Here is a 17,819-nt window from a genome sequence, read left to right as displayed (position 1 = left end):
GCGGCCTTCGCCTCAGCGGTTGAAGACGAACAGCGAGACGCCGACCACCACCGGCACCAGCGCCGCGAAGCCGATGAACAGCGGCATGATCCAGCCGCCGCCGCTCTCCGGCTTGGCGGCCGCCCGCGCCTTCGGCGGCGCGGCCTCGGTCTTCCGGGCGAGCGCCACGCGGGCATGCGAGGGGGCGTTGCCGGCGGCCTCGTCGTCGGTGCCGAGCTGCGACAGGCCGGGATCGTAATGGGCGACCTTGTCGCCGGTCCGGCCGCTGTCGATGTCCGCCTTCAGCATGGCGGTGGTGGGCCGCTCGGACTCGGGCGGCGTCGCGACGGCGAGGTTGCCCGGGGCCGGGGGTGTCTCGGATCGTAGGGTCATGGGGGCTCCGTGTCGGCGGCATACCTGTGGGGGAGCAACGCGCCATGCCGTCGCCCGTTCGCCGCCCGCTCTGACGCAGGACCGCTCCGACGCCCTCAGGCCGCGCCGCGGGCGAGGCGTTCGTCCGCCGCCGGGGTGACCTGGTTCCGGCCCCGGTGCTTGCTGCGGTAGAGGGCGGCATCGGCCCGGGTCACGAGGCTGTCGCTGGACTCGCCCGCCCGGAGGGCGGCGATCCCGAAGGAACAGGTCCGGGCGCCGACCACGGGCAGGGGCGTTGCCGCGACGCGCTGGCGCAGGGCCTCGGCGAGGGCGGCGGCGGCGTCCAGGCCGGTCTCCGGGCAGAGGATCATGAACTCCTCGCCACCCCAGCGGCCGAGGATGTCGGCGGGGCGCACGCCCTCGGCCAGGAGGGCCGCGAGGGCGACCAGCACCCGGTCGCCGACCTTGTGCCCGTGCCGGTCGTTGATCCCCTTGAAGTGGTCCACGTCCGCCACGATCACGCAGAACGGCGAGCCGTCCGCCGCGGCCCGGGCGGAGGCGGCCTCCAGCGCGCCGTCGAGGCGGCGTCGGTTGTCGAGGCCGGTGAGCAGATCGGTGTTGGCGAGGCGCTCCAGCTCCTGCGTGCGCTCGGTGACGCGCGCCTGCAGCGAGGCGTTCATGTCGCGCAGTTCCTGCATCAGCCGGGCATTGTCCTCGAAGGCGCGGCGCAGGCGGCGGACCATCGTGTTGAGGGCCTCCGCCAGGGCGTGCAGTTCGTGCCGTCCCCCGACCCGGAGCATCAGCGGTCGCGTATCGAGGGTGTCGGCGTCGAGCTGCGCCAGGAAGCGGCTCATCTGGGCCAGGGGACGCCCGACCATGTGGCGGATCACCACGAAGAAGATCAGCCCGAGGACGAGGGATTTCAGTGCCGAGTTGATCAGGATCACCACGAGGGTGTTCTTGACCTGATCGATGGCGAGGGCGTCGTTCGCGTGGAGCGTCCAGGAGCCGACGCGGTAGTGCTGGCCGTTGCGCTCGGTGTGGACCAGCTCGAAGGTGCGGCTGAACGGCCGCCCGTATCCGAGGGTGACCGGGTGCTCCTGGCCGTTCCGCGCCACCTGGACGCTGCGGCCGTCCGGCCCCGTGAGGGTGCCGAGGGCCTGCACGCGCTGACCGGCCTCGTCGCGCACCTCGACGCCGAGGACGACGGGGATCTCGGTCATGCCCGCGAGAATGCCGCTCAGCACCGCGGCGTTGAAGCGCCAGAGGGCATCCTCCAGCCCGGGGCTGAAGGTCCGCTGCATGGCGGCGACGTCCTCCCTCAGCCGGTCGCTGGCGCGCCGGTACTCGATCGCCATCTGGACACCCGTCAGGGCGATCGCCACCACGATGTAGCCGCCGAAGATCACCCGCATCAGCCGGGCCGCGAGGGCGCGACTGGGGATCGGGGCCTCGGCACCCGCGGGCGGACCGGCGGGTCCGGCCCTCCGTCGACGGAACGGCGCTCGGAGCATCGGCGACCCTACTCGCTCGAGAGGAAGGACGAGTCGTAGACCGCCCGGAGGGTGGCGCGGTCCTCCGGGGCGGACCACGCCTCGACGATCTGCCGGAACGCGTCCGTCGGGCGGACCTCCGTCAGGATCGCGTCGATCCGGTCGATGACCGCCCGCCCCCAGGGGGTGCGCGCGCACATCACCCGGCTGAAGACCGGCTCCGGATTCTCGGTCATGGGCAGCCCGATCCAGGGCCTGGGCTCGCCCAGCGCCCGGGCGTAGTAGGCCGCGATGTCGGCGTACTCGATCACGTAGTCGAGGCGACCGTTCTGGAACATCCGGAAGGCCTCGTCGAACTCGGAATGCAGCTGCGGCGCGCCGGCCCCCCGCAGGATCGGGTCGATGGCCGGCCCCATCGAGCGGTTGCGCAGGACGCTGGTGCGGAGCTCCGGATGCTCGGTGAGGAGGCTCCGCAGCGAGAGCGGCCCGAGGGCGTCGAAGCGGGCGCGCTCGCCCTCGCGGACCATGATGCGCAGGGGGTAGAACAGGCCGGTGGGTCGGGAGAAATACGCGAAGGCCTCGCGCTCCGGCGTCCGGACGCCGCCCACGAAGCACCACTCCGCACCCTGCTTCATGCCGCTGATCGCCCGGGGAAACGGCACGGTGATCGTCTGGTGCGCGTAGTCGTCGAGGCGCGCCATCAGGAGGTGCCGGACCCGGTCCGAGATCCCGGTGCCGGCCTCGGGGCCCTCGGTGATCATGTAGGGGGCGGCCGTATAGACGGTCCAGGTGATCTGCCGGGTCGCCGGCGTCGGCGCGTCCGCCTCGCCTGCGCCCGCCGCCGGGGCCAGGACGAGGGGGAGTGCGAGGGCGAAGATCAGGCCGAGCCATCCTGCCAGGGGCGTGAGGCGGACGCGACGCCGCGGGCGTCGAGGGGGGCGGGCCATGGCTACGGCGTGCCCGCCAGGGCGGGGCGGCTCGGCGCGCCGACGGGCGCAGGGCCCGGTCGCGAATTTCGGCGGTGGAAGCCTTGCGGCATGGTCGGCGATCCGGTTGTAAGTCTCACGACTTATGCCACCGGAAGGCTCAACGGCAGGTTAATCCAAGCGAAAGAGCGCGTCCTAGTCAATGGTCTAACAATAGACAATCGCAACGCGTCGCGGGCCGACAGGATGATCGGCGGTCATTTTTTCGGCTCGCCGCGTGAAATCTATCCGTTTGTCTCGACCCGCCCGAATTTTGCAATCTGAGGCACCGCCCCTGCGGTGTTCGCAAGTAACGCGACCTGTTGGGTCGGGCATTTCCGGCGACGAAGACCTGCCGGATGGCCGCGGCGACGGCCCCGCGGTCCGGAAGCCGGAGGCCCGTCAGCGCCGGAGATGGCCGAGGGGCAGGGCGGTCGTGTACTTCACCTGTCCCAGGGCGAAGCTGGAGCGGATGCTCGCGACGCCGGGAATCCGGGTGAGATAGTCGAGCACGAGCTTCTGGAACTGGCCCAGGTCCTCCACCACGACGCGCAGCATGTAGTCGGCCTCGCCGCTCATCAGGTAGCACTCCATCACCTCGGGACGGTGGCGCACCGCATCGTCGAAGGCCTGGAGCGCATTCTGGGTCTGCTTCTCCAGCGTGACGTGGACGAAGACGTTGACCGCCAGCCCGAGGGCGATCGGATCGGCCACCGCGACGGAGCGCTGAATGACGCCGCTGGCCTTCAGGTCGTTGATCCGGCGCCAGCACGGCGAGGTCGAGAGCCCGACCTCCTGGGCCAGGTCGGCGACGCTGATCTCGCTGTCCCGCTGCAGGCGTTCGAGGATGCGCAGGGAGGCGTCGTCCAGCGTGATCGATCTTGGCGGCATGATCTGTCTCCAGACCCGATGGATGCGGTATGTTTTGCCGCGTGTGTGGGTCTAACCGGAAAATCGGGACGAACATACCGGCGGGCCGGACATAAATATCCTGGGGTGCGGCCTCGTCCGCGATCTGTCCGCGGACGTCCCCAATGGTCGATTCCTGCTCGCCGCGTCTGGCCGCGTCAGCCTTGGCGCCCGCCCGTCCCCGCATCGCGGTGCCGACGGGGGTCTGGCTGGCCCTGATGGTCCTGCTCTGGGGCCTGAGCTGGCCGGCGATGAAGCTCTGCCTCGACGCCGCTCCGCCCCTCTGGCTCGGGGCCCTGCGTTTCGCCAGCGCCGGCGCGGTGCTGTTCGGGCTCCTCGCCCTCACCGGCCGCCTGCGCTGGCCGCCCCGGGCCGACTGGCCGGTGCTGGCCAGCGTCGGGCTCCTGCAGATGATGGCCTTCACGGCCCTCGGCCTGATCGCGATGCGCCACACCGATGCGGGCCGGGCGGCGCTGCTGGCCTACACGACGCCGGTCTGGGTCCTGCTCGGCGCCTGCCTGGTGCTGCGCGAGCGCCCGTCGCGCCGGCAGGGCCTCGCGATCCTGCTGGGTCTCGCGGGCGTCGCCGTGGTGTGCTCGCCGGTGGGCATGGATTGGACCGATCCCGACGTGCTCCTGGGCAACGGCCTGCTGCTCTTCTGCGCCCTCTGCTGGGCCGGCGTGATCCTGCATGTCCGGCACCACCGCTGGCGGGCGCATCCCCTCGACCTCGCGCCCTGGCAGATGCTGCTGGCGGCGGTCCCGCTCGCCGCCCTCGCCTACGCGGTGGAGGGGCCGCTCGCCGTCGCCTGGTCGCCGCGCCTCGTCGGGCTCCTGGTCTTCATCGGGCCCGTGGCGACGTCGCTCTGCTTCGTGATCTTCGCGACGATCGGCCGGCGCATCGACAGCTTCACCATGGCGAACGCCACCCTCGGGGTCCCGGCGGTGGGCCTCCTGTCCTCCGCCCTGCTGCTGGGCGAGCGCCTCGGGCCCGCCCTGCTGGTCGGCCTCGGCTGTCTCGCCGCCGCCCTGGTCACCGCGGCGCAAGACGCGCGCCGCGCCTGAAAGGACGCGCGCCGCGCCTGACAAGATGCGCGCCGCGCCTGACAGGACGCGCGCCGCGCCGGACCGGGATCGGTCGGGCGATACCCCGCGCGGACCCTCGGCGGGCGGCGCGGGACCGGATCTGGTCCCACTCCTGCTTCCACGGGGGACAGGGGCACGGGACGGATCGAAGCGACATGCAGGACGACGAGACGCGGGTGGAGAGTCGGGACCGGGTGGGCTCGATCTGCCGCTCCCTGCGCCGGGCCATCGTCGAGCGGGCGATCATGCCCGGCGACCGCCTGCCCGAGGACGCCCTCGGCGAGCGCTTCGGCGTCAGCCGCACCATCGCGCGCCAGGCCCTCGGGCAGCTCGCGGGGGAGGGGCTGGTGGAATTGCGGCGCAACCGCATCGCCGTGGTGGCGACCCCGAGCTGGGCCGAGGCGCGCGACACCTTCGACGTGCGCATCAGCCTGGAACGCCTCGTGGTGGCGCGCCTCGCCGGGCGGCTGACGCCGGACCAGCAGGCGGCGCTGCTCGCCCATATCGGCCTGGAGGCGGCGGCCCAGGGCGGGGCGGACGGCGCCTCCATCCGCCTCGCCACGGAGTTCCACCTGCTGCTCGCCCAGATGACCGGCAGCCCCGTGCTCGAGCGCTACGTGGCCGAGCTCGGCTACCGCTGCGCCCTGGTGCTCTCGCTCTACAGCCGGCCGCATTCCGCCGCGTGCGGGGTCGCTGAGCACCGCGCCCTGGTGGCCGCCCTCATCGCGGGCGACCCGGAGCGGGCCGTGGCGCTGATGGACCACCACCTCGACGCGGTGGCCGAGCGGGCGCGGATCGTCGCCGCCCCGCCGCGCGAGCGCGACCTCGGCCGCCTGCTCGCCCCCTATATCGAGCCCGTGGGTGGCTGAGCGCCCCTCGCGTCGGATCCGCCCGATCCCTTCGGGCTGGCGGATCCGGGCTTCGCGCGAACGCCGCCCCGGCTCGGCGATCCGGGCATCGCTTCGCGCGCGCAGCCCGGATCAGGTGTTCAGGCCGTGCTGGCTGAGGAGGCGCTCGGCGCTGTCGTTCCAGACCTCCATCGTGACGATGAGGCCGTCCCGCACGGTGAAGCGGTCGACGTAGCGGTTGCCCTCGAAGGGCGTCCCGTCCGGCCATGCGCCGTAGAGGGTGCCGAGGCTGTAGACCGTGGTGACGCCGTCGCCCGGCACCACGTCGAGGCGCTCCATCCGCTTCTTCACCCAGGCGTAGCGCCCGGCATTGAAGGCCGTGACCTCCCGGGGATGGCCGAAGGTGCGCCCGCCCGTGAACACGATGGTGATGCCCGGCGCCATGTAGGTCGCCGCCCGCTCGGGGTCGGGCACCATCGAGGCTTCGAGATAGGCGGTGACGTTGGCGGCGTCGCGGGCGGTGGTGTCGGTCATGATCGGCTCTCCGGGGACACGCTTCTCCCTGCCGCAAACGCCGCCAAAGTGCATGCAACAACTGTATGCACTTTGGCGAATGTGCAGGCACTCGGCGGCACTTCACGAAAATCCACTAGCAAAATCAAGGCCGAAGTGGCTGGCATGGGGGTTGCGGGGTCTGTGCGACGCAGCCGCCGGAGAGAGCCCATGCCCCGCCGATCCACGCCCCTGACCCGCCGCCTCGCCCTGGGCGCAAGCGTCGTCCTGAGTTCCTGCCTCGTCCTGAGTTCCTCCCTCGTCCTCGGCCTGTCCGCCGCCGGATCGGCCCGGGCCGCCGAGCCGATCCGGATCGGCCTCGTCACGGCGCTCAGCGGCCAGTCGGCCAAATCCGGCGAGGCGATCTCCCGCGGCATCGGGCTCGCCATCGACGAGATCAACGCCGGGGGCGGCGTACTCGGGCGGCCCCTGGAACTGGTGGCGCGGGACGACGAGGCCAACCCGTCGAAGGGCGTGCTCGCCGCCCGCGAGCTGATCCAGCGGGTCGGTGTGGTGGCCCTGGTGGGCGGCCTCGACACGCCGGTCTCGATGGCGCTGGTGCCCATCGCCAACCAGATGAAGGTGCCCTTCCTCGGCCCCTGGGCCGCCGGCACCGGCATCACCCGCAACGGGGCTTCCGACAACTACGCCTTCCGGGTCTCGGCCGTGGACGCCCTGGTGGACGAGGCCCTGGTGGCCTACGCGGTGAAGACCCACGGGGCGAAGAAGCCCGGGATGATCCTCGTCAACAATGCCTGGGGCGAGTCCAACCAGCAGGGCCTGACCGCGGCGCTGAAGGCCGCCGACCTGCCGGCCGCCGGCATCGAGAAGTACGAGGCCGCCGACCTCGACATGGTGCCCCAGCTCACCCGCCTGCGGGAGGCCGGCGCCGACACCCTGTTCCTCGTCGGCAATGTCGGGCCCTCGGCCCAGGTGGTGAAGTCCCTCGACCGGATGGGCTGGAGCGTACCGGTGGTCTCGCACTGGGGCCCGGCCGGCGGCCGCTTCGACGAGCTCGCCGGCCCGAGCGCGGCCAAGGTCCACTTCATCCAGACCTTCACCTTCGCGGGCAACACCAGCCCGAAGGCCCTCGCGGTCCTCGACGCTCTGAAGGCGAAGTACCCGGCGATCAAGTCGATGGCCGACGTCACCCCGGCGGTGGGCATCGCCAACGCCTACGACGCCACCCACCTGCTCGCCCTGGCGATCAAGGCCGCCGGCTCGACCAAGGGGCCGGAGGTGCGCGACGGCTTCTACAAGGTCGCGACCTATCCGGGCCTGATCAAGACCTACGACAAGCCCTTCGCGCCGGGCCGGCACGACGCCCTCGGGCCGCAGGACTACGTCTTCACCCGCTTCAAGGACGGCGAGATCGTCGCCGTCACGAACTGAGGGGGCGGGGCCGATGCTCACGGGAACGCTCATCACCGGCCTCGGCCTCGGCAGCATGTACGGGCTCGTGGCGCTCGGCTTCCACATCACCTACGTGGTCTCGGGCACGGTGAACTTCGCGCAGGGCAGCGCCGTCACCCTCGGGGCGGTGCTGGGCTACACCCTGGCGGTGACGCTGGGCTGGCCGATGCCGGCGGCGGTCCTCGGGGCGCTGCTCGGCTGCGCGGTCCTCGGGGTCGCGGTGGAGCGGCTGCTGGTGCGGCCCTTCGTCGAGAAGGGCTCGGAGGCCTGGCTGCTCGCCACCGTGGCGGGCGGCATCGTCCTCGACAACGCGATGCTGTTCACCTTCGGCAAGGAGCCGCGCAGCCTGCCCTCGTCCCTGGCGCTGACGCCGGTGGAGATCCTCGGTACCGGCATCTACCCGCTCCAGCTCCTGATTCCCGTGGTCGGGCTCTCGGTGGCGGTGGCGATCCGGACCCTGTTCCGCCGCACCGATCTCGGCCGGGTGCTGCTGGCGGTGGCGCAGAACGCCGACGCGGCGCGGCTGATGGGCATCGACGTCCGGCGCACGGTGGCCTGCGCCTTCGCGCTCTCGGCGCTGCTGGCCGGGGCCGCCGGCCTGCTCATCGCGCCGCTGTTCTCGGTCTCGGCCGAGATGGGGGCGCTGTTCGGGATCAAGGCCTTCGCGGTGGCGATCCTGGGCGGCATCGGCTCGGCCACCGGCGTGGTGCTGGCGGGCCTGCTCTACGGCCTGGTCGAGGCCGGGGTCACCGCGACCCTCGGCTCCACCTACACCCAGCTCGTGGTGTTCTCGGTGATCATCCTGGCCCTGGCCCTGCGCCCCGACGGGCTCCTCGGCCGCGCCGCCATCAACAAGGTCTGAGCCCGATGCTTGCCCTGCGCGCCCCGGCCGCGATGCCGCTCGCCATCCTGGCCCTGACCCTGGCGGGCCTCGCCCTGGTGGGGCTGACCGGCGGCTACAGCCACTTCGTCATCGCCCTGGTGGCCCTGACCACGGTGGCCGGGACGGGGCTCAACGTCCTCCTCGGCCTGACCGGCCTGATCTCCTTCGGGCATGCGGGCTTCTACGCCATCGGCGCCTATGCGAGCGCGATCCTCACCGGGGCCGGCCTGGACTTCTGGCTCGCCCTGCCGGCGGCCGGCCTGCTCTCGGGCCTGGTCGGGGCCGGCCTCGCGGTGCCGGCCATGCGGGTGAAGGGCCCCTATCTCGCGATGGTCACCATCGCGTTCGGCGTCATCGTCGAGCACGCCCTGATCGAGGGCGGCTCCCTCACCGGCGGCCAGAACGGCCTCGTGGTCACCGCCGGGCCGAGCCTGTTCGGATTTCCCTTCGCCGAGCGCGAGCTGGCCGTCCTCGCCGTCCTCGGCGCGGGCCTGAGCCTCTACGGCTTCCACCGCCTCGCCCGCAGCCGCCTCGGCCGGGCCATGCGGGCGGTGCGCGACGCCGACGTGGCGGCCGCCTCCCTGGGCTTCGACCCGGTGCGGGTGAAGACCCTCGCCTTCGCGCTCTCGGCGGCCCTGACGGGCCTCGCCGGGGCGGTCCTGCCGCCCCTGATGCTGTTCATCGCCCCGAGCTCGTTCCCGTTCTCGCAGTCGATCCTGTTCGTGCTCTCGGTGGTGGTCGGCGGCGCCGGCACCGTGCTGGGTCCGCTGCTCGGCGCCCTCGTCACCGTGCTCCTGCCCGAGACCCTGGCGGGGCTCGCCGAGTACCGCCTGCTGTTCTTCGGCCTCGCCACCCTGGTGGTGCTCTGGCTGGTGCCCGCGGGGATCGTCGGCAGCGCGGCCCGGCTGCTGCCGCGGCCGCGGAGCGGCGCCCGGCCGCCGGCCGTGGATTTCGCCCGGCTCATCGGCCAGCGCGGGGGGGAGGCCCTGGTGGTCGAGGACATCGGCATCCGCTTCGGCGGCATCCGCGCGGCCGAGGGCGTCTCGGTCCGGGCGGAGGCCGGGGCGGTGACGAGCCTGATCGGCCCCAACGGCGCCGGCAAGACCACCGTGCTCAACATGATCTCGGGCTTCTACCGGCCGCAGGCCGGGGCGATCCGCCTCGGAGACCGCGACCTCGCCGGGGCGCCGGCCCACGCCATCGCCCGGGCCGGCATCGCCCGCACCTACCAGACCACGCGCCTGTTCGGTTCGCTCGGCGTCCTCGACAACGTCGCCCTCGCCCGCGCGCCGGGCCGCCTCTGGCGCCGCTCCGGGGCCGAGGACCGCGCCGCCGCCGCGGCCCTGCTGGACTTCGTGGGCTACACGGGCGACGTCGACCGCCCGGCCGCCGAGTTGCCCCATGTCGACCGCCGCCTCGTGGAGATCGCCCGGGCGCTCGCCGGCCGGCCGCGCATCCTCCTCCTCGACGAGCCCGCCGCCGGCCTGACCCGGGCCGACACCGACGCCCTGGGCGGCCTCCTGCGCCGGATCGCCGGGCAGGGCATCGCGGTGGTGCTGGTGGAGCACGACATGCCCCTGGTGATGGGCGTCTCCGACGCGATCCTGGTCATGGATGCCGGGCGGCCGATCGCCCACGGGACCCCGGCCGCGATCCGGCACGACCCGGCGGTGATCCGCGCCTATCTGGGCGGGGCCGACACGCCGGCCCGGCCCCGCACCGCCGCCTGGACGCCCCCGGCCGACGCGGTGCTCACCACCCAGGCCCTCACCGCCGGCTACGGCGCCGCCCCGGTCCTCGACCGCGTCGCCATCGAGGTCCGCCCCGGCGAGACCGTGGCGCTGCTGGGCGCCAACGGCGCCGGCAAGTCGACGACGATGCGGGCGCTCGCCGGCCTGCTCCGCCCCGTGGACGGACGCATCGTCCTGGAGGACCGCAGCATCGCGCATCTCCCGGCGCACGCCATCGCCCGCCTCGGCCTCGCCCTGGTGCCGGAGGGCCGGCAGGTCTTTCCCGAGCTGACCGTGATCGAGAACATCCGCCTCGGCGCCCATGGCCGCGCGGCGCCCATCGACCCGGCCGAGATCGAGGCGCTGCTCACCCGCTTTCCGCGCCTGCGCGACCGGGCGACGAGCCGGGCGGGCCTGCTCTCGGGCGGCGAGCAGCAGATGCTGGCGATCGCCCGCGGGATGATGGCGCAGCCGCGCATCCTCCTCCTCGACGAGCCTTCCCTCGGCCTGGCGCCCGCGATGATCAACGCCCTCTACGCCGTGGTGGCGGACCTGCGCGACCAGGGCGTCACCATCCTGATCGTCGACCAGATGGCGGCCCTGGCCCTGACGGTGGCCGATCGCGGCTACGTGCTGGAACAGGGCCGCGTCGTCACTGCCGGCACCGCCGCCGAACTCAGCGCCGATGCCGGCCTGGAGGCCGCCTATCTGGGGGCTGCCTGACGGGGCGGCCGAGTCCGACCGGTCGCCCCGGCCGGCCCGGGGCGGTGTGAACGAGGCTCGCGGCCAGGCCCGTGTCCCGTCAGACCTGTCAGATCGACCGGATGTCATCCCTGACAGAAGGCGAGGACACGTCCGGGCGGCTTTCGCTGTCGGCCATCTGCGGACGTTTGAGACGTGTGCCGCCCCTGAGCTGGTCGCGTGTAACCACCGACCCGTTCGGCGCGAAAGTCCCGATGCATCACCCTGCAGCGCTTATCCGCGCGGCGGCTCTGACGCTACGTAAGTCGGTCGGTCGTTGGAGCATAGCATGTATGATCCTCGCGTTCCGTTGAATCGGCGTATACTATTGAGTGCAGGCGGAGCCGCACTGACGTCGACTGTTTTCGCAGTTCCGGTTCAAGCCTCACCTCTCGCTCCTGAATTCGTCGGCATCGAGGGCTGGCTCAACAGCCCCGCATTGACCATGCGAGGGTTGCGCGGACAGGTCGTGCTGATCAATTTCTTCGCACGAGCGTGTTCCAACTGCATCGCGGCGGTTCCCTACATCCGAGAATGGCATACCCGCTACCGGGACAAAGGATTTACCGTCGTCGGTGTTCATACCCCGGAATTGGCGGCCGAAAAGTCGCGACCGGCGTTGGAAGCTGCGGTTCAGCGATTCGGTTTGACCTATCCGATCGCCATCGATAACGCGTCGGAGACTTGGAACGCATGGGGTAATCGGTATTGGCCAGCCGAATACCTTGTCGATCAGCAGGGCAAAGTCATTTATTCGCATTTCGGCGAAGGTGCCTACGCCCAGACGGAAGCGCTGATCCGACGTTTGATCGCGGTTTGATATCCGAGAAGACGGCTCGGCGCCCACGACCACGAGGCCTGGAATGGGAACTGTACGAGCCTCGTTCGTGCACGGAGGCGCGCCCTGTATGGCACCGTGCCCTCGCCATGCGCATAGCTAAACGTTGTCGGGTATCACGTGCTTCCGCCGTCCCACATCGTCGTGGTGGCGAAAGCCGTGAAGGACGAAAATCGAATCTCTGCTTGCGGACGGAAGGCCAGGGTTCGCTCCCGACCTCCGGTGGACGTTCCAAGGGGTAATCGGCTGAGCGCTTGACCCTCGGGATCAAGGTCTCGGTGCCGACCGGTCTCGATCAGGAAACGCCGTCACGAGGTGGCCGTCCCGCCCTCGGTCGGAGCAGGGCGCGCGCCACCACCGAAGGCTCGGCCCGCCTCCGCCCGAGACCGCTCACCCCACCGTGCCGGCGCCCGCCTCATGGAGCAGGGCCTCGGCGCGGGTCCGGGCGCGGGCCCAGCGTCGGCACTCGCGACGGGCGTCCGAGAGGGCGCGGTGCTCCGCCGCCGGGTCGTCGCGCGCCTCCAGCCGCAGGGTCGCCAGGAGCTTGCCCGCCAGGGCGTCGCGGGCGGTCGGCGCCACGCCGCCGGCCGCGAGCACGTCGAGGATCACGCGGCGCTGCGCCTCCGCGGTGGCCTTCAGCCGGAGGGCGTGACGCGGCAGGCCGGCGGCGCGCAGGAGGCGGCTCAGCCACTGCCCGTCCCAGGAGGGCGCCGAGGCGTAGAGCGCCACGTCGCGCAGGGCCGTGAGCATGTGCAGCGCCACCCAGTCATGGGCCGCGCCCTCGCGCACCAGGCGCGCCCGGGCGAGCCCGTGCACCGCCTCGGCCTCGGGCGCCCAGTCGGTCCAGCCCGGGGCCGGGCGGATGAGGAAGCTCTCCGACGCGCCGTCGGGAAACACCCAGGCGACCTCGATCGGGTAGCTGGTCTGGGCGAGGGAGGACGCCTCGAAATCCAGGAAGGCGATGCGGCTCAAGGCAGGACCATCGGCAGGACCATCGGGGGAACCATCGGGGCTCGGAACCGGAACGGGGTGGGGAAAAAGGAACGCCTCCGGGCAACAAACCGGCGCACAGCCGAGTTCCGGCTTCGACCAACCACGAAGGATGCCGGGTGAGCGACGCAACTCCGATCTCGATGCCCGCGCGCGGGACGCGCCGCGGGCTCGCCGAGGCCGCCTCCCTCGTACGATCTTCACTTTCCCGATCAACCTTCGACAAACCCGTCGCCCGCTTCGGCCGGCTCTCGGCCGCCCTGGCCGCGCCGCATCCGGCGCTCTGGGGCCTCGCCCTGGCGGTCGCCCTCCTCGACGCGGTCTGGCTGCGCCGGGCCGGGATCGCCCTGGCGCCGTTCGGCTTCGGCGTGGCGGCGGGCCTCGTGGCGGCGCTCCTCGCCCTCGCGGTCCTGTTCGGCCCGATCCTCTCCGAGCCGAAGCTGCGGGCCATGGCGCTGGCGAGCGCCAGCCTGATCGCCGTCACCGTGCCGATCGCGGTGCTGCACTACCTCACCGCCACCTGGGCCCTGCCGCTGGCCGATGCGCGGCTGGCGCGGGCGGAGGCCGCGCTCGGCTTCGACTGGCCCGCCTACCTCGCCGCCCTGCAGGCGCATCCGCGCCTCGCCTGGTGGCTGGCGCTCGCCTACCACACCAGCGGCCCGCAGGTCGGGCTCACGGTGATCGCGCTCAGCGCCACCCTCCGGGTCGGGCGGCTCTGGGCTTATGTGCGCCTGTTCGCGGTGCTGCTCCTGACGGTCGTGCTCATCGCCGCCCTGGTGCCGGCGGCCGGACCCTTCGTGCAGTACGGACTCGCCACCGTGCCGGACGGCTCCATCGAGACCCTGGGCGCCCTCTGGCACCTCGACGCCCTGGAGCACCTGCGGGCCGGGACCCTGCGCACCCTGGCCCTGGAGGACATCCGCGGCCTCGTGACCTTCCCCTCCTTCCACGTCTGCCTCGCGGTGCTGACCGCCTGGGCGCTGGCGCCCATCCGGGTCCTCGGCCCCCTGGCCATCGCCCTCAACGCGGTGATCGTCGTGGCGACCCTGGGGGCCGGCGGTCACTACCTGCCCGACCTCCTCGCCGGCTTCGTGCTCTCGGTCACGGTCATCGGCGGCGCCGGCCTCCTGCGCGGCCGCCGCACCCGCGCGCCGGGCCTGCGCTCCGAACCCGCCCCGCACGGGGTGCGTTGTCCCGGGTGAACGCGCGCCGCGAAGAACCCGCCCCGCGCCCGACCCCACTCCCTCTCGAGAGGATCGACATGCGTCCGTCCCGCCTCGCCCTCGCGCTCACCGTGGCCTGCGCCGCGGCCACCGCCCTGCCGCCGCCGGCCGCGGCCCAGAGCACCGGCTACGTCACCGGCTTTCCGGGCAAGGACCCGGCCGGCGACGACCCGATCGGCTGGGGGCCGGCCTATCGCCCGGAGACCAGCTTCTCGCAGCCGGGCACGCCGCCGACCCCGGGCGACTTCGCCGGCGCCGCCTACCGGGCGCGCACGGGGCGCGGCCCCTACGACGCCGTGCAGGGGATCGCGCCGGGACAGCGATACGGCCTGCGCGGTGCCCGCTTCGCGCCCGACGACGCGGTCGAGGCTCCGCCCCGTCGGCGCCACCGCGCCGTCCGCCAGGCCCCGGCCCGGGGCCGGCCCGCAGACCGCTGAGGCTCCCCGCCGGAGGGCCGGACACCGGGACCGGCCGGATTTGCCTTGTGGGGCGCGGCGCCCCACCTCGTGTCCAGAGCGTGGGGCGCGGCGCCCCACCTCGTGGCGAGAGCCGCCCGCCGCGCCGCACACGGGACCCAAGCCCTCGATGACAGCCGCCATTCCCTTCGCCAACACCTATGCCCGCTTGCCGGAGCACTTCTTCGCATCGGTGACCCCCACGCCCGTGGCGGCGCCCCGCCTGATCCGGGTCAACCGGGCGCTCGCCGCGGAGCTCGGGATCGACGTCGCCTGGCTCGAGAGCCCGGAGGGCGTCGCGGTCCTGGCCGGCAACCGGGTCCCGGAGGGCGCCGAGCCCCTGGCCATGGCCTATGCCGGCCACCAGTTCGGCAACCGCGTCCCGCAGCTCGGGGATGGCCGGGCGATCCTGCTCGGCGAGGTCGTCGGGCGCGACGGCCTGCGCCGCGACATCCAGCTGAAAGGCTCGGGCCCGACCCCGTTCTCCCGGCGGGGCGACGGCCGCGCCGCCCTCGGGCCGGTGCTGCGGGAATACGTGGTCAGCGAGGCCATGACGGCCCTGGGTATCCCCAGCACCCGCGCCCTGGCGGCGGTGCTGACCGGGGATTCGGTGATGCGCGAGACGATGCTGCCCGGCGGCGTCCTGACCCGGGTCGCCACCAGCCACATCCGCGTCGGCACCTTCCAGTACTTCGCCATGCGGGGCGACGTCGACGGCGTGCGGGCGCTGGCCGACCACGTCATCGGCCGGCACGACCCCGAGCTGGCGGACGAGCCCAACCCCTACGCCGCCCTGCTGACCCGGGTGGTGGAGCGCCAGGCCGACCTCGTCGCGCGCTGGCTCCTCGTCGGCTTCATCCACGGGGTGATGAACACCGACAACTGCGCCGTCTCCGGCGAGACCATCGACTACGGGCCCTGCGCCTTCCTCGACGCCTACGATCCCTCCGCGGTCTTCAGCGCCATCGACGAGTACGGCCGCTACGCCTACGGCAACCAGCCGGGCATCCTGCACTGGAACCTGACCCGGTTCGCCGAGGCGCTGCTGCCCCTGCTGGCGCCCGAGGCCGAGGACGGCATCGCCGTGGCGCAGGACCGCCTCGCCGCCTTCGGTCCCCGATTCGAGGCGGCCTACTACGGCGGCCTGCGGGCCAAGCTCGGCCTCGGCACGGAGCAGGATTCGGACCGCGAACTCGGCCGCGCCCTGCTGGAGGCGATGCAGGCGGGGCGCGCCGACTTCACCCTGACCTTCCGGCGCCTCGGCGCGGCGGCCCTCCGCCCCGAGGGCGACGGCCCCGTGCGCGACCTCTTCGACGACTCCACTGGATACGACGCCTGGGCGAGCCGCTGGCGCGCCCGCCTCGCCACCGAGCCGATGGACCCGGCGACGCGCCGGGCGGCGATGGACCGGGTCAACCCGGCCTTCATCCCACGCAACCATCGCGTCGAGGCGGTGATCGAGGCGGCGATCGCCCGCGACGACTTCGCGCCGTTCCATGACCTCGTGGCAGTGCTGGCCCGCCCCTATGACGACCAGCCCGAATCCGCGGCCTATGCTGAGCCGCCCCAGCCGCACGAGCGCGTGCTGCAGACCTTCTGCGGCACCTGAACCGAACCGGCACCCCTTGGACAACGTGCAGACCGGACAGTCGGACGCGGCAGAGGGCCGAGCGGGTCCGGCTTGAGGACACGGGTTCCCCCTGTGCAGAGGGAACGCCGCTAGGCTTGCGGCATTTCTGGTATATTGTATTTCATAGCTGCTCGTCAGCGCATGCCAGGGGTGTCCCGATGACCAAGACACTGAAGCCGGACCGTCCGATCTGGTCCTCCGTCCCGGACGATCGTCCTCCGCCCCGGGCCACCCGACCGGAGACCCCGGCCCCCACGATCGATCCCGCGATCCTCGAGCGGCCCAAGGCCGACGAGGCGGCGCGCCAGCGCGTCGGGTTCGAGGGTTTCGGCTCGTTCTCGAGCTGACCGTCTGCCCTCACGCCATGTAGGCCATCGGGTGGTCCGGCAATGCCGATTCCGCCGCGGTGTCCGCGGCCCAGTCCACCGCGAACAGCACCATGTCGCGGGTGTCCCGGCACTCCGACGGGGGCATGTTCGCGAGCTGGAGCGATGCCCGTGTGGCCGGCCCGATGAGGCGGATCACCGCGTCCGAGGCTGCCAGGGTCAGGTCGGCGGCCTTGGCCCGGGCCTCGATCCGCGCGAGCCGGTTCATCGCCGTGCCCAGCACCGTGAACTCCGCCCGATGCCCATCGTCGAAGACCCCGACCAGAACCTCGCCGGCATGCAGCGCCATGGTGATGCGCAATTCCGGCCGATCCTCCCGGCGGCGTTCCGCGTTCAGCGCCGCCAGGCGGGCGACGATGGTTCGGGCGCAGGCCATCACCGCCTCGGCCTGGGTCTGCGGACGCCCGACGATGAACTGCGCCAGGATGCCATCGCCGACATACTTGTCGACGATGCCGCCATGCTCGCTCACCGCCACGTGGGTCAGGGCCCGGACGTCGAGCAGCGCCCGCACGACCTCCTCCTGGTCGTGATCCCGCGAGAAGGCCGAGAAGCCGCGCAGGTCGAGGCCGAACAGGCAGGCGTGGCGGGACTGCACCGCGCCGACGCCGCCGCCGCTCTGGGCAAGTTCCCCCGCCACGCGGCGCGGCACGAAGCGCGCGAGATTCGTCCGCTCCCGCTCCATCCGCAAAGCGGTGGCCACCGCCATCTGCAGCCGGCGCACGCCATCGATCACCACGAGGCTCGCCGCGAGGAAGGTGAGGAGGCCCGGAATCTCCTCCTCCAGGGTCACGTGCGGGCCGAGGAGGGCACTCTCGGGAGCCAGGTAGGCGAGCAGGATGGTGCCGCCCCAGGCCAGGCTGACCAGCCCCGAGAACGCGACGGTGTGCCAGACCCGCATGCTGAGTCCGGTCTGGAGCAGGAGCAGGAAGGCCGGCAGGCGGCTCACCGCGGTGGCGGTCTCCTCGGTCTCCACCGCACCGAGCAGGATGTGCTCGACGATGAGGAACAGGGCCACGCCGGCATTCAGCAGGGTCGCGGTCCAGGCCAGCCACTCCGTCCCGCGCTCCGTGCCGCCGTCCCGCTGCGAGGCGCGCCAGTCGGCGATCCCGAGGCCGAGGGAGAAGACCGCGTAGACCCCGAGGCCGATCCAGTGATGCGTGGAATGGGCCGAGCCGTCATAGCCCTGGGCGGTGGCGACCAGCACCAGGACGATGACGAGGTAGAGCAGCAGGGAGCGGCGGCCCGAGGCGGCCTGGAGCCGTCGCAGGATGGCGGGATCACCGTCGTTGGGACGGCGACGGGAGGGCAGGCGCATGCAATTGGC

General features: G+C 72.5%; 18 protein-coding genes. 11 read left to right on the top strand and 7 right to left on the bottom strand.

From position 1 onward, the window contains the following. Positions 1-12: 12 nt before the first annotated feature. From AC1MGR_RS23525 to AC1MGR_RS23515, 3 genes are all read right to left on the bottom strand, one after another. Positions 13-372, bottom strand: coding sequence for a hypothetical protein (locus tag AC1MGR_RS23525; RefSeq protein WP_108035291.1), 360 nt, complete (start codon positions 370-372; stop codon positions 13-15). A 95-nt stretch (positions 373-467) separates the two neighbouring features. Then, entirely contained in the window at positions 468-1,766 is a 1,299-nt protein-coding gene (locus tag AC1MGR_RS23520; protein ID WP_480233147.1) for a diguanylate cyclase, read from the bottom strand. Between the two features lie 107 nt (positions 1,767-1,873). Next, positions 1,874-2,791, bottom strand: coding sequence for a TIGR02285 family protein (locus AC1MGR_RS23515; RefSeq protein ID WP_480233146.1), 918 nt, complete (start codon positions 2,789-2,791; stop codon positions 1,874-1,876). Positions 2,792-2,881: 90 nt separating this feature from the next. Here AC1MGR_RS23515 and AC1MGR_RS23510 point away from each other — a divergent pair, with 90 nt between their 5' ends. Further along, a complete protein-coding gene (locus AC1MGR_RS23510; protein WP_480233145.1) occupies positions 2,882-3,094 on the top strand; it encodes a hypothetical protein in 213 nt (70 codons plus the stop codon). Between the two features lie 117 nt (positions 3,095-3,211). Here AC1MGR_RS23510 and AC1MGR_RS23505 read toward each other — a convergent pair whose 3' ends face one another. Continuing rightward, entirely contained in the window at positions 3,212-3,700 is a 489-nt protein-coding gene (locus AC1MGR_RS23505) for an Lrp/AsnC family transcriptional regulator (protein ID WP_480233144.1), read from the bottom strand. Positions 3,701-3,843: 143 nt separating this feature from the next. On the opposite strand from AC1MGR_RS23505, the gene AC1MGR_RS23500 reads away from it, so the two are divergent. After that, positions 3,844-4,782, top strand: a complete 939-nt coding sequence (locus tag AC1MGR_RS23500; protein ID WP_480233143.1) for a DMT family transporter — start codon at positions 3,844-3,846, stop codon at positions 4,780-4,782. Between the two features lie 176 nt (positions 4,783-4,958). Further along, complete coding sequence (locus AC1MGR_RS23495; RefSeq protein WP_108035286.1) at positions 4,959-5,672, top strand: GntR family transcriptional regulator; 714 nt, start codon at positions 4,959-4,961, stop codon at positions 5,670-5,672. Between the two features lie 111 nt (positions 5,673-5,783). Here AC1MGR_RS23495 and AC1MGR_RS23490 read toward each other — a convergent pair whose 3' ends face one another. After that, positions 5,784-6,185, bottom strand: coding sequence for a nuclear transport factor 2 family protein (locus AC1MGR_RS23490; protein WP_480233142.1), 402 nt, complete (start codon positions 6,183-6,185; stop codon positions 5,784-5,786). Positions 6,186-6,374: 189 nt separating this feature from the next. Between AC1MGR_RS23490 and AC1MGR_RS23485 the strand changes: the two genes are divergently transcribed. From AC1MGR_RS23485 to AC1MGR_RS23470, 4 genes are all read left to right on the top strand, one after another. Continuing rightward, positions 6,375-7,595, top strand: a complete 1,221-nt coding sequence (locus AC1MGR_RS23485; RefSeq protein WP_480233141.1) for an ABC transporter substrate-binding protein — start codon at positions 6,375-6,377, stop codon at positions 7,593-7,595. Positions 7,596-7,608: 13 nt separating this feature from the next. Beyond that, complete coding sequence (locus tag AC1MGR_RS23480; RefSeq protein ID WP_480233140.1) at positions 7,609-8,478, top strand: branched-chain amino acid ABC transporter permease; 870 nt, start codon at positions 7,609-7,611, stop codon at positions 8,476-8,478. Positions 8,479-8,483: 5 nt separating this feature from the next. Further along, positions 8,484-10,952, top strand: a complete 2,469-nt coding sequence (locus AC1MGR_RS23475) for a branched-chain amino acid ABC transporter ATP-binding protein/permease (protein ID WP_480233139.1) — start codon at positions 8,484-8,486, stop codon at positions 10,950-10,952. A 307-nt stretch (positions 10,953-11,259) separates the two neighbouring features. Then, positions 11,260-11,790, top strand: a complete 531-nt coding sequence (locus tag AC1MGR_RS23470) for a redoxin family protein (RefSeq protein WP_480233138.1) — start codon at positions 11,260-11,262, stop codon at positions 11,788-11,790. A 408-nt stretch (positions 11,791-12,198) separates the two neighbouring features. Here the strand turns inward: AC1MGR_RS23470 and AC1MGR_RS23465 are convergent, their stop codons facing one another. After that, positions 12,199-12,780: a transcriptional regulator gene (locus AC1MGR_RS23465; protein ID WP_480233137.1), complete on the bottom strand. Its 582-nt coding sequence runs from the start codon at positions 12,778-12,780 to the stop codon at positions 12,199-12,201. Between the two features lie 137 nt (positions 12,781-12,917). On the opposite strand from AC1MGR_RS23465, the gene AC1MGR_RS23460 reads away from it, so the two are divergent. The 4 genes from AC1MGR_RS23460 to AC1MGR_RS23445 all read left to right on the top strand — a co-directional run bounded on the left by AC1MGR_RS23460 (position 12,918) and on the right by AC1MGR_RS23445 (position 16,453). Continuing rightward, a complete protein-coding gene (locus AC1MGR_RS23460; RefSeq protein WP_480233136.1) occupies positions 12,918-14,000 on the top strand; it encodes a phosphatase PAP2 family protein in 1,083 nt (360 codons plus the stop codon). A gap of 59 nt (positions 14,001-14,059) precedes the next feature. Further along, on the top strand, positions 14,060-14,458 hold the full coding sequence (locus tag AC1MGR_RS23455; protein WP_480233135.1) for a hypothetical protein: 399 nt from the start codon (positions 14,060-14,062) through the stop codon (positions 14,456-14,458). Between the two features lie 148 nt (positions 14,459-14,606). Further along, positions 14,607-16,085 carry a protein adenylyltransferase SelO gene (locus AC1MGR_RS23450; protein WP_480233134.1) on the top strand — a complete coding sequence of 493 codons (1,479 nt, stop codon included), beginning with the start codon at positions 14,607-14,609 and terminating at the stop codon, positions 16,083-16,085. A gap of 179 nt (positions 16,086-16,264) precedes the next feature. Beyond that, positions 16,265-16,453: a hypothetical protein gene (locus AC1MGR_RS23445; protein ID WP_480233133.1), complete on the top strand. Its 189-nt coding sequence runs from the start codon at positions 16,265-16,267 to the stop codon at positions 16,451-16,453. 10 nt (positions 16,454-16,463) lie between these two features. Here AC1MGR_RS23445 and AC1MGR_RS23440 read toward each other — a convergent pair whose 3' ends face one another. Next, positions 16,464-17,810, bottom strand: coding sequence for an adenylate/guanylate cyclase domain-containing protein (locus AC1MGR_RS23440; protein WP_480233132.1), 1,347 nt, complete (start codon positions 17,808-17,810; stop codon positions 16,464-16,466). Between the last annotated feature and the right edge of the window lie 9 nt (positions 17,811-17,819).

The sequence above is a fragment of the Methylobacterium sp. BI1 genome (genome assembly GCF_056680125.1).
The sequence above is the reverse complement of the archived record's forward strand: the minus strand, read 5'-3'. Positions and strand labels throughout refer to the sequence as shown.

Coding starts and splice junctions, on each gene's coding strand:
- AC1MGR_RS23520 (WP_480233147.1), bottom strand. CDS start 1,766: ATGCGGGTGATCTTCGGCGGCTACATCGTGGTGGCGATCGCCCTGACG.
- AC1MGR_RS23470 (WP_480233138.1), top strand. CDS start 11,260: ATGTATGATCCTCGCGTTCCGTTGAATCGGCGTATACTATTGAGTGCA.
- AC1MGR_RS23515 (WP_480233146.1), bottom strand. CDS start 2,791: ATGGCCCGCCCCCCTCGACGCCCGCGGCGTCGCGTCCGCCTCACGCCC.
- AC1MGR_RS23500 (WP_480233143.1), top strand. CDS start 3,844: ATGGTCGATTCCTGCTCGCCGCGTCTGGCCGCGTCAGCCTTGGCGCCC.
- AC1MGR_RS23475 (WP_480233139.1), top strand. CDS start 8,484: ATGCTTGCCCTGCGCGCCCCGGCCGCGATGCCGCTCGCCATCCTGGCC.
- AC1MGR_RS23485 (WP_480233141.1), top strand. CDS start 6,375: ATGCCCCGCCGATCCACGCCCCTGACCCGCCGCCTCGCCCTGGGCGCA.
- AC1MGR_RS23450 (WP_480233134.1), top strand. CDS start 14,607: ATGACAGCCGCCATTCCCTTCGCCAACACCTATGCCCGCTTGCCGGAG.
- AC1MGR_RS23440 (WP_480233132.1), bottom strand. CDS start 17,810: ATGCGCCTGCCCTCCCGTCGCCGTCCCAACGACGGTGATCCCGCCATC.
- AC1MGR_RS23525 (WP_108035291.1), bottom strand. CDS start 372: ATGACCCTACGATCCGAGACACCCCCGGCCCCGGGCAACCTCGCCGTC.
- AC1MGR_RS23480 (WP_480233140.1), top strand. CDS start 7,609: ATGCTCACGGGAACGCTCATCACCGGCCTCGGCCTCGGCAGCATGTAC.
- AC1MGR_RS23495 (WP_108035286.1), top strand. CDS start 4,959: ATGCAGGACGACGAGACGCGGGTGGAGAGTCGGGACCGGGTGGGCTCG.
- AC1MGR_RS23510 (WP_480233145.1), top strand. CDS start 2,882: ATGGTCGGCGATCCGGTTGTAAGTCTCACGACTTATGCCACCGGAAGG.
- AC1MGR_RS23455 (WP_480233135.1), top strand. CDS start 14,060: ATGCGTCCGTCCCGCCTCGCCCTCGCGCTCACCGTGGCCTGCGCCGCG.
- AC1MGR_RS23505 (WP_480233144.1), bottom strand. CDS start 3,700: ATGCCGCCAAGATCGATCACGCTGGACGACGCCTCCCTGCGCATCCTC.
- AC1MGR_RS23445 (WP_480233133.1), top strand. CDS start 16,265: ATGACCAAGACACTGAAGCCGGACCGTCCGATCTGGTCCTCCGTCCCG.
- AC1MGR_RS23490 (WP_480233142.1), bottom strand. CDS start 6,185: ATGACCGACACCACCGCCCGCGACGCCGCCAACGTCACCGCCTATCTC.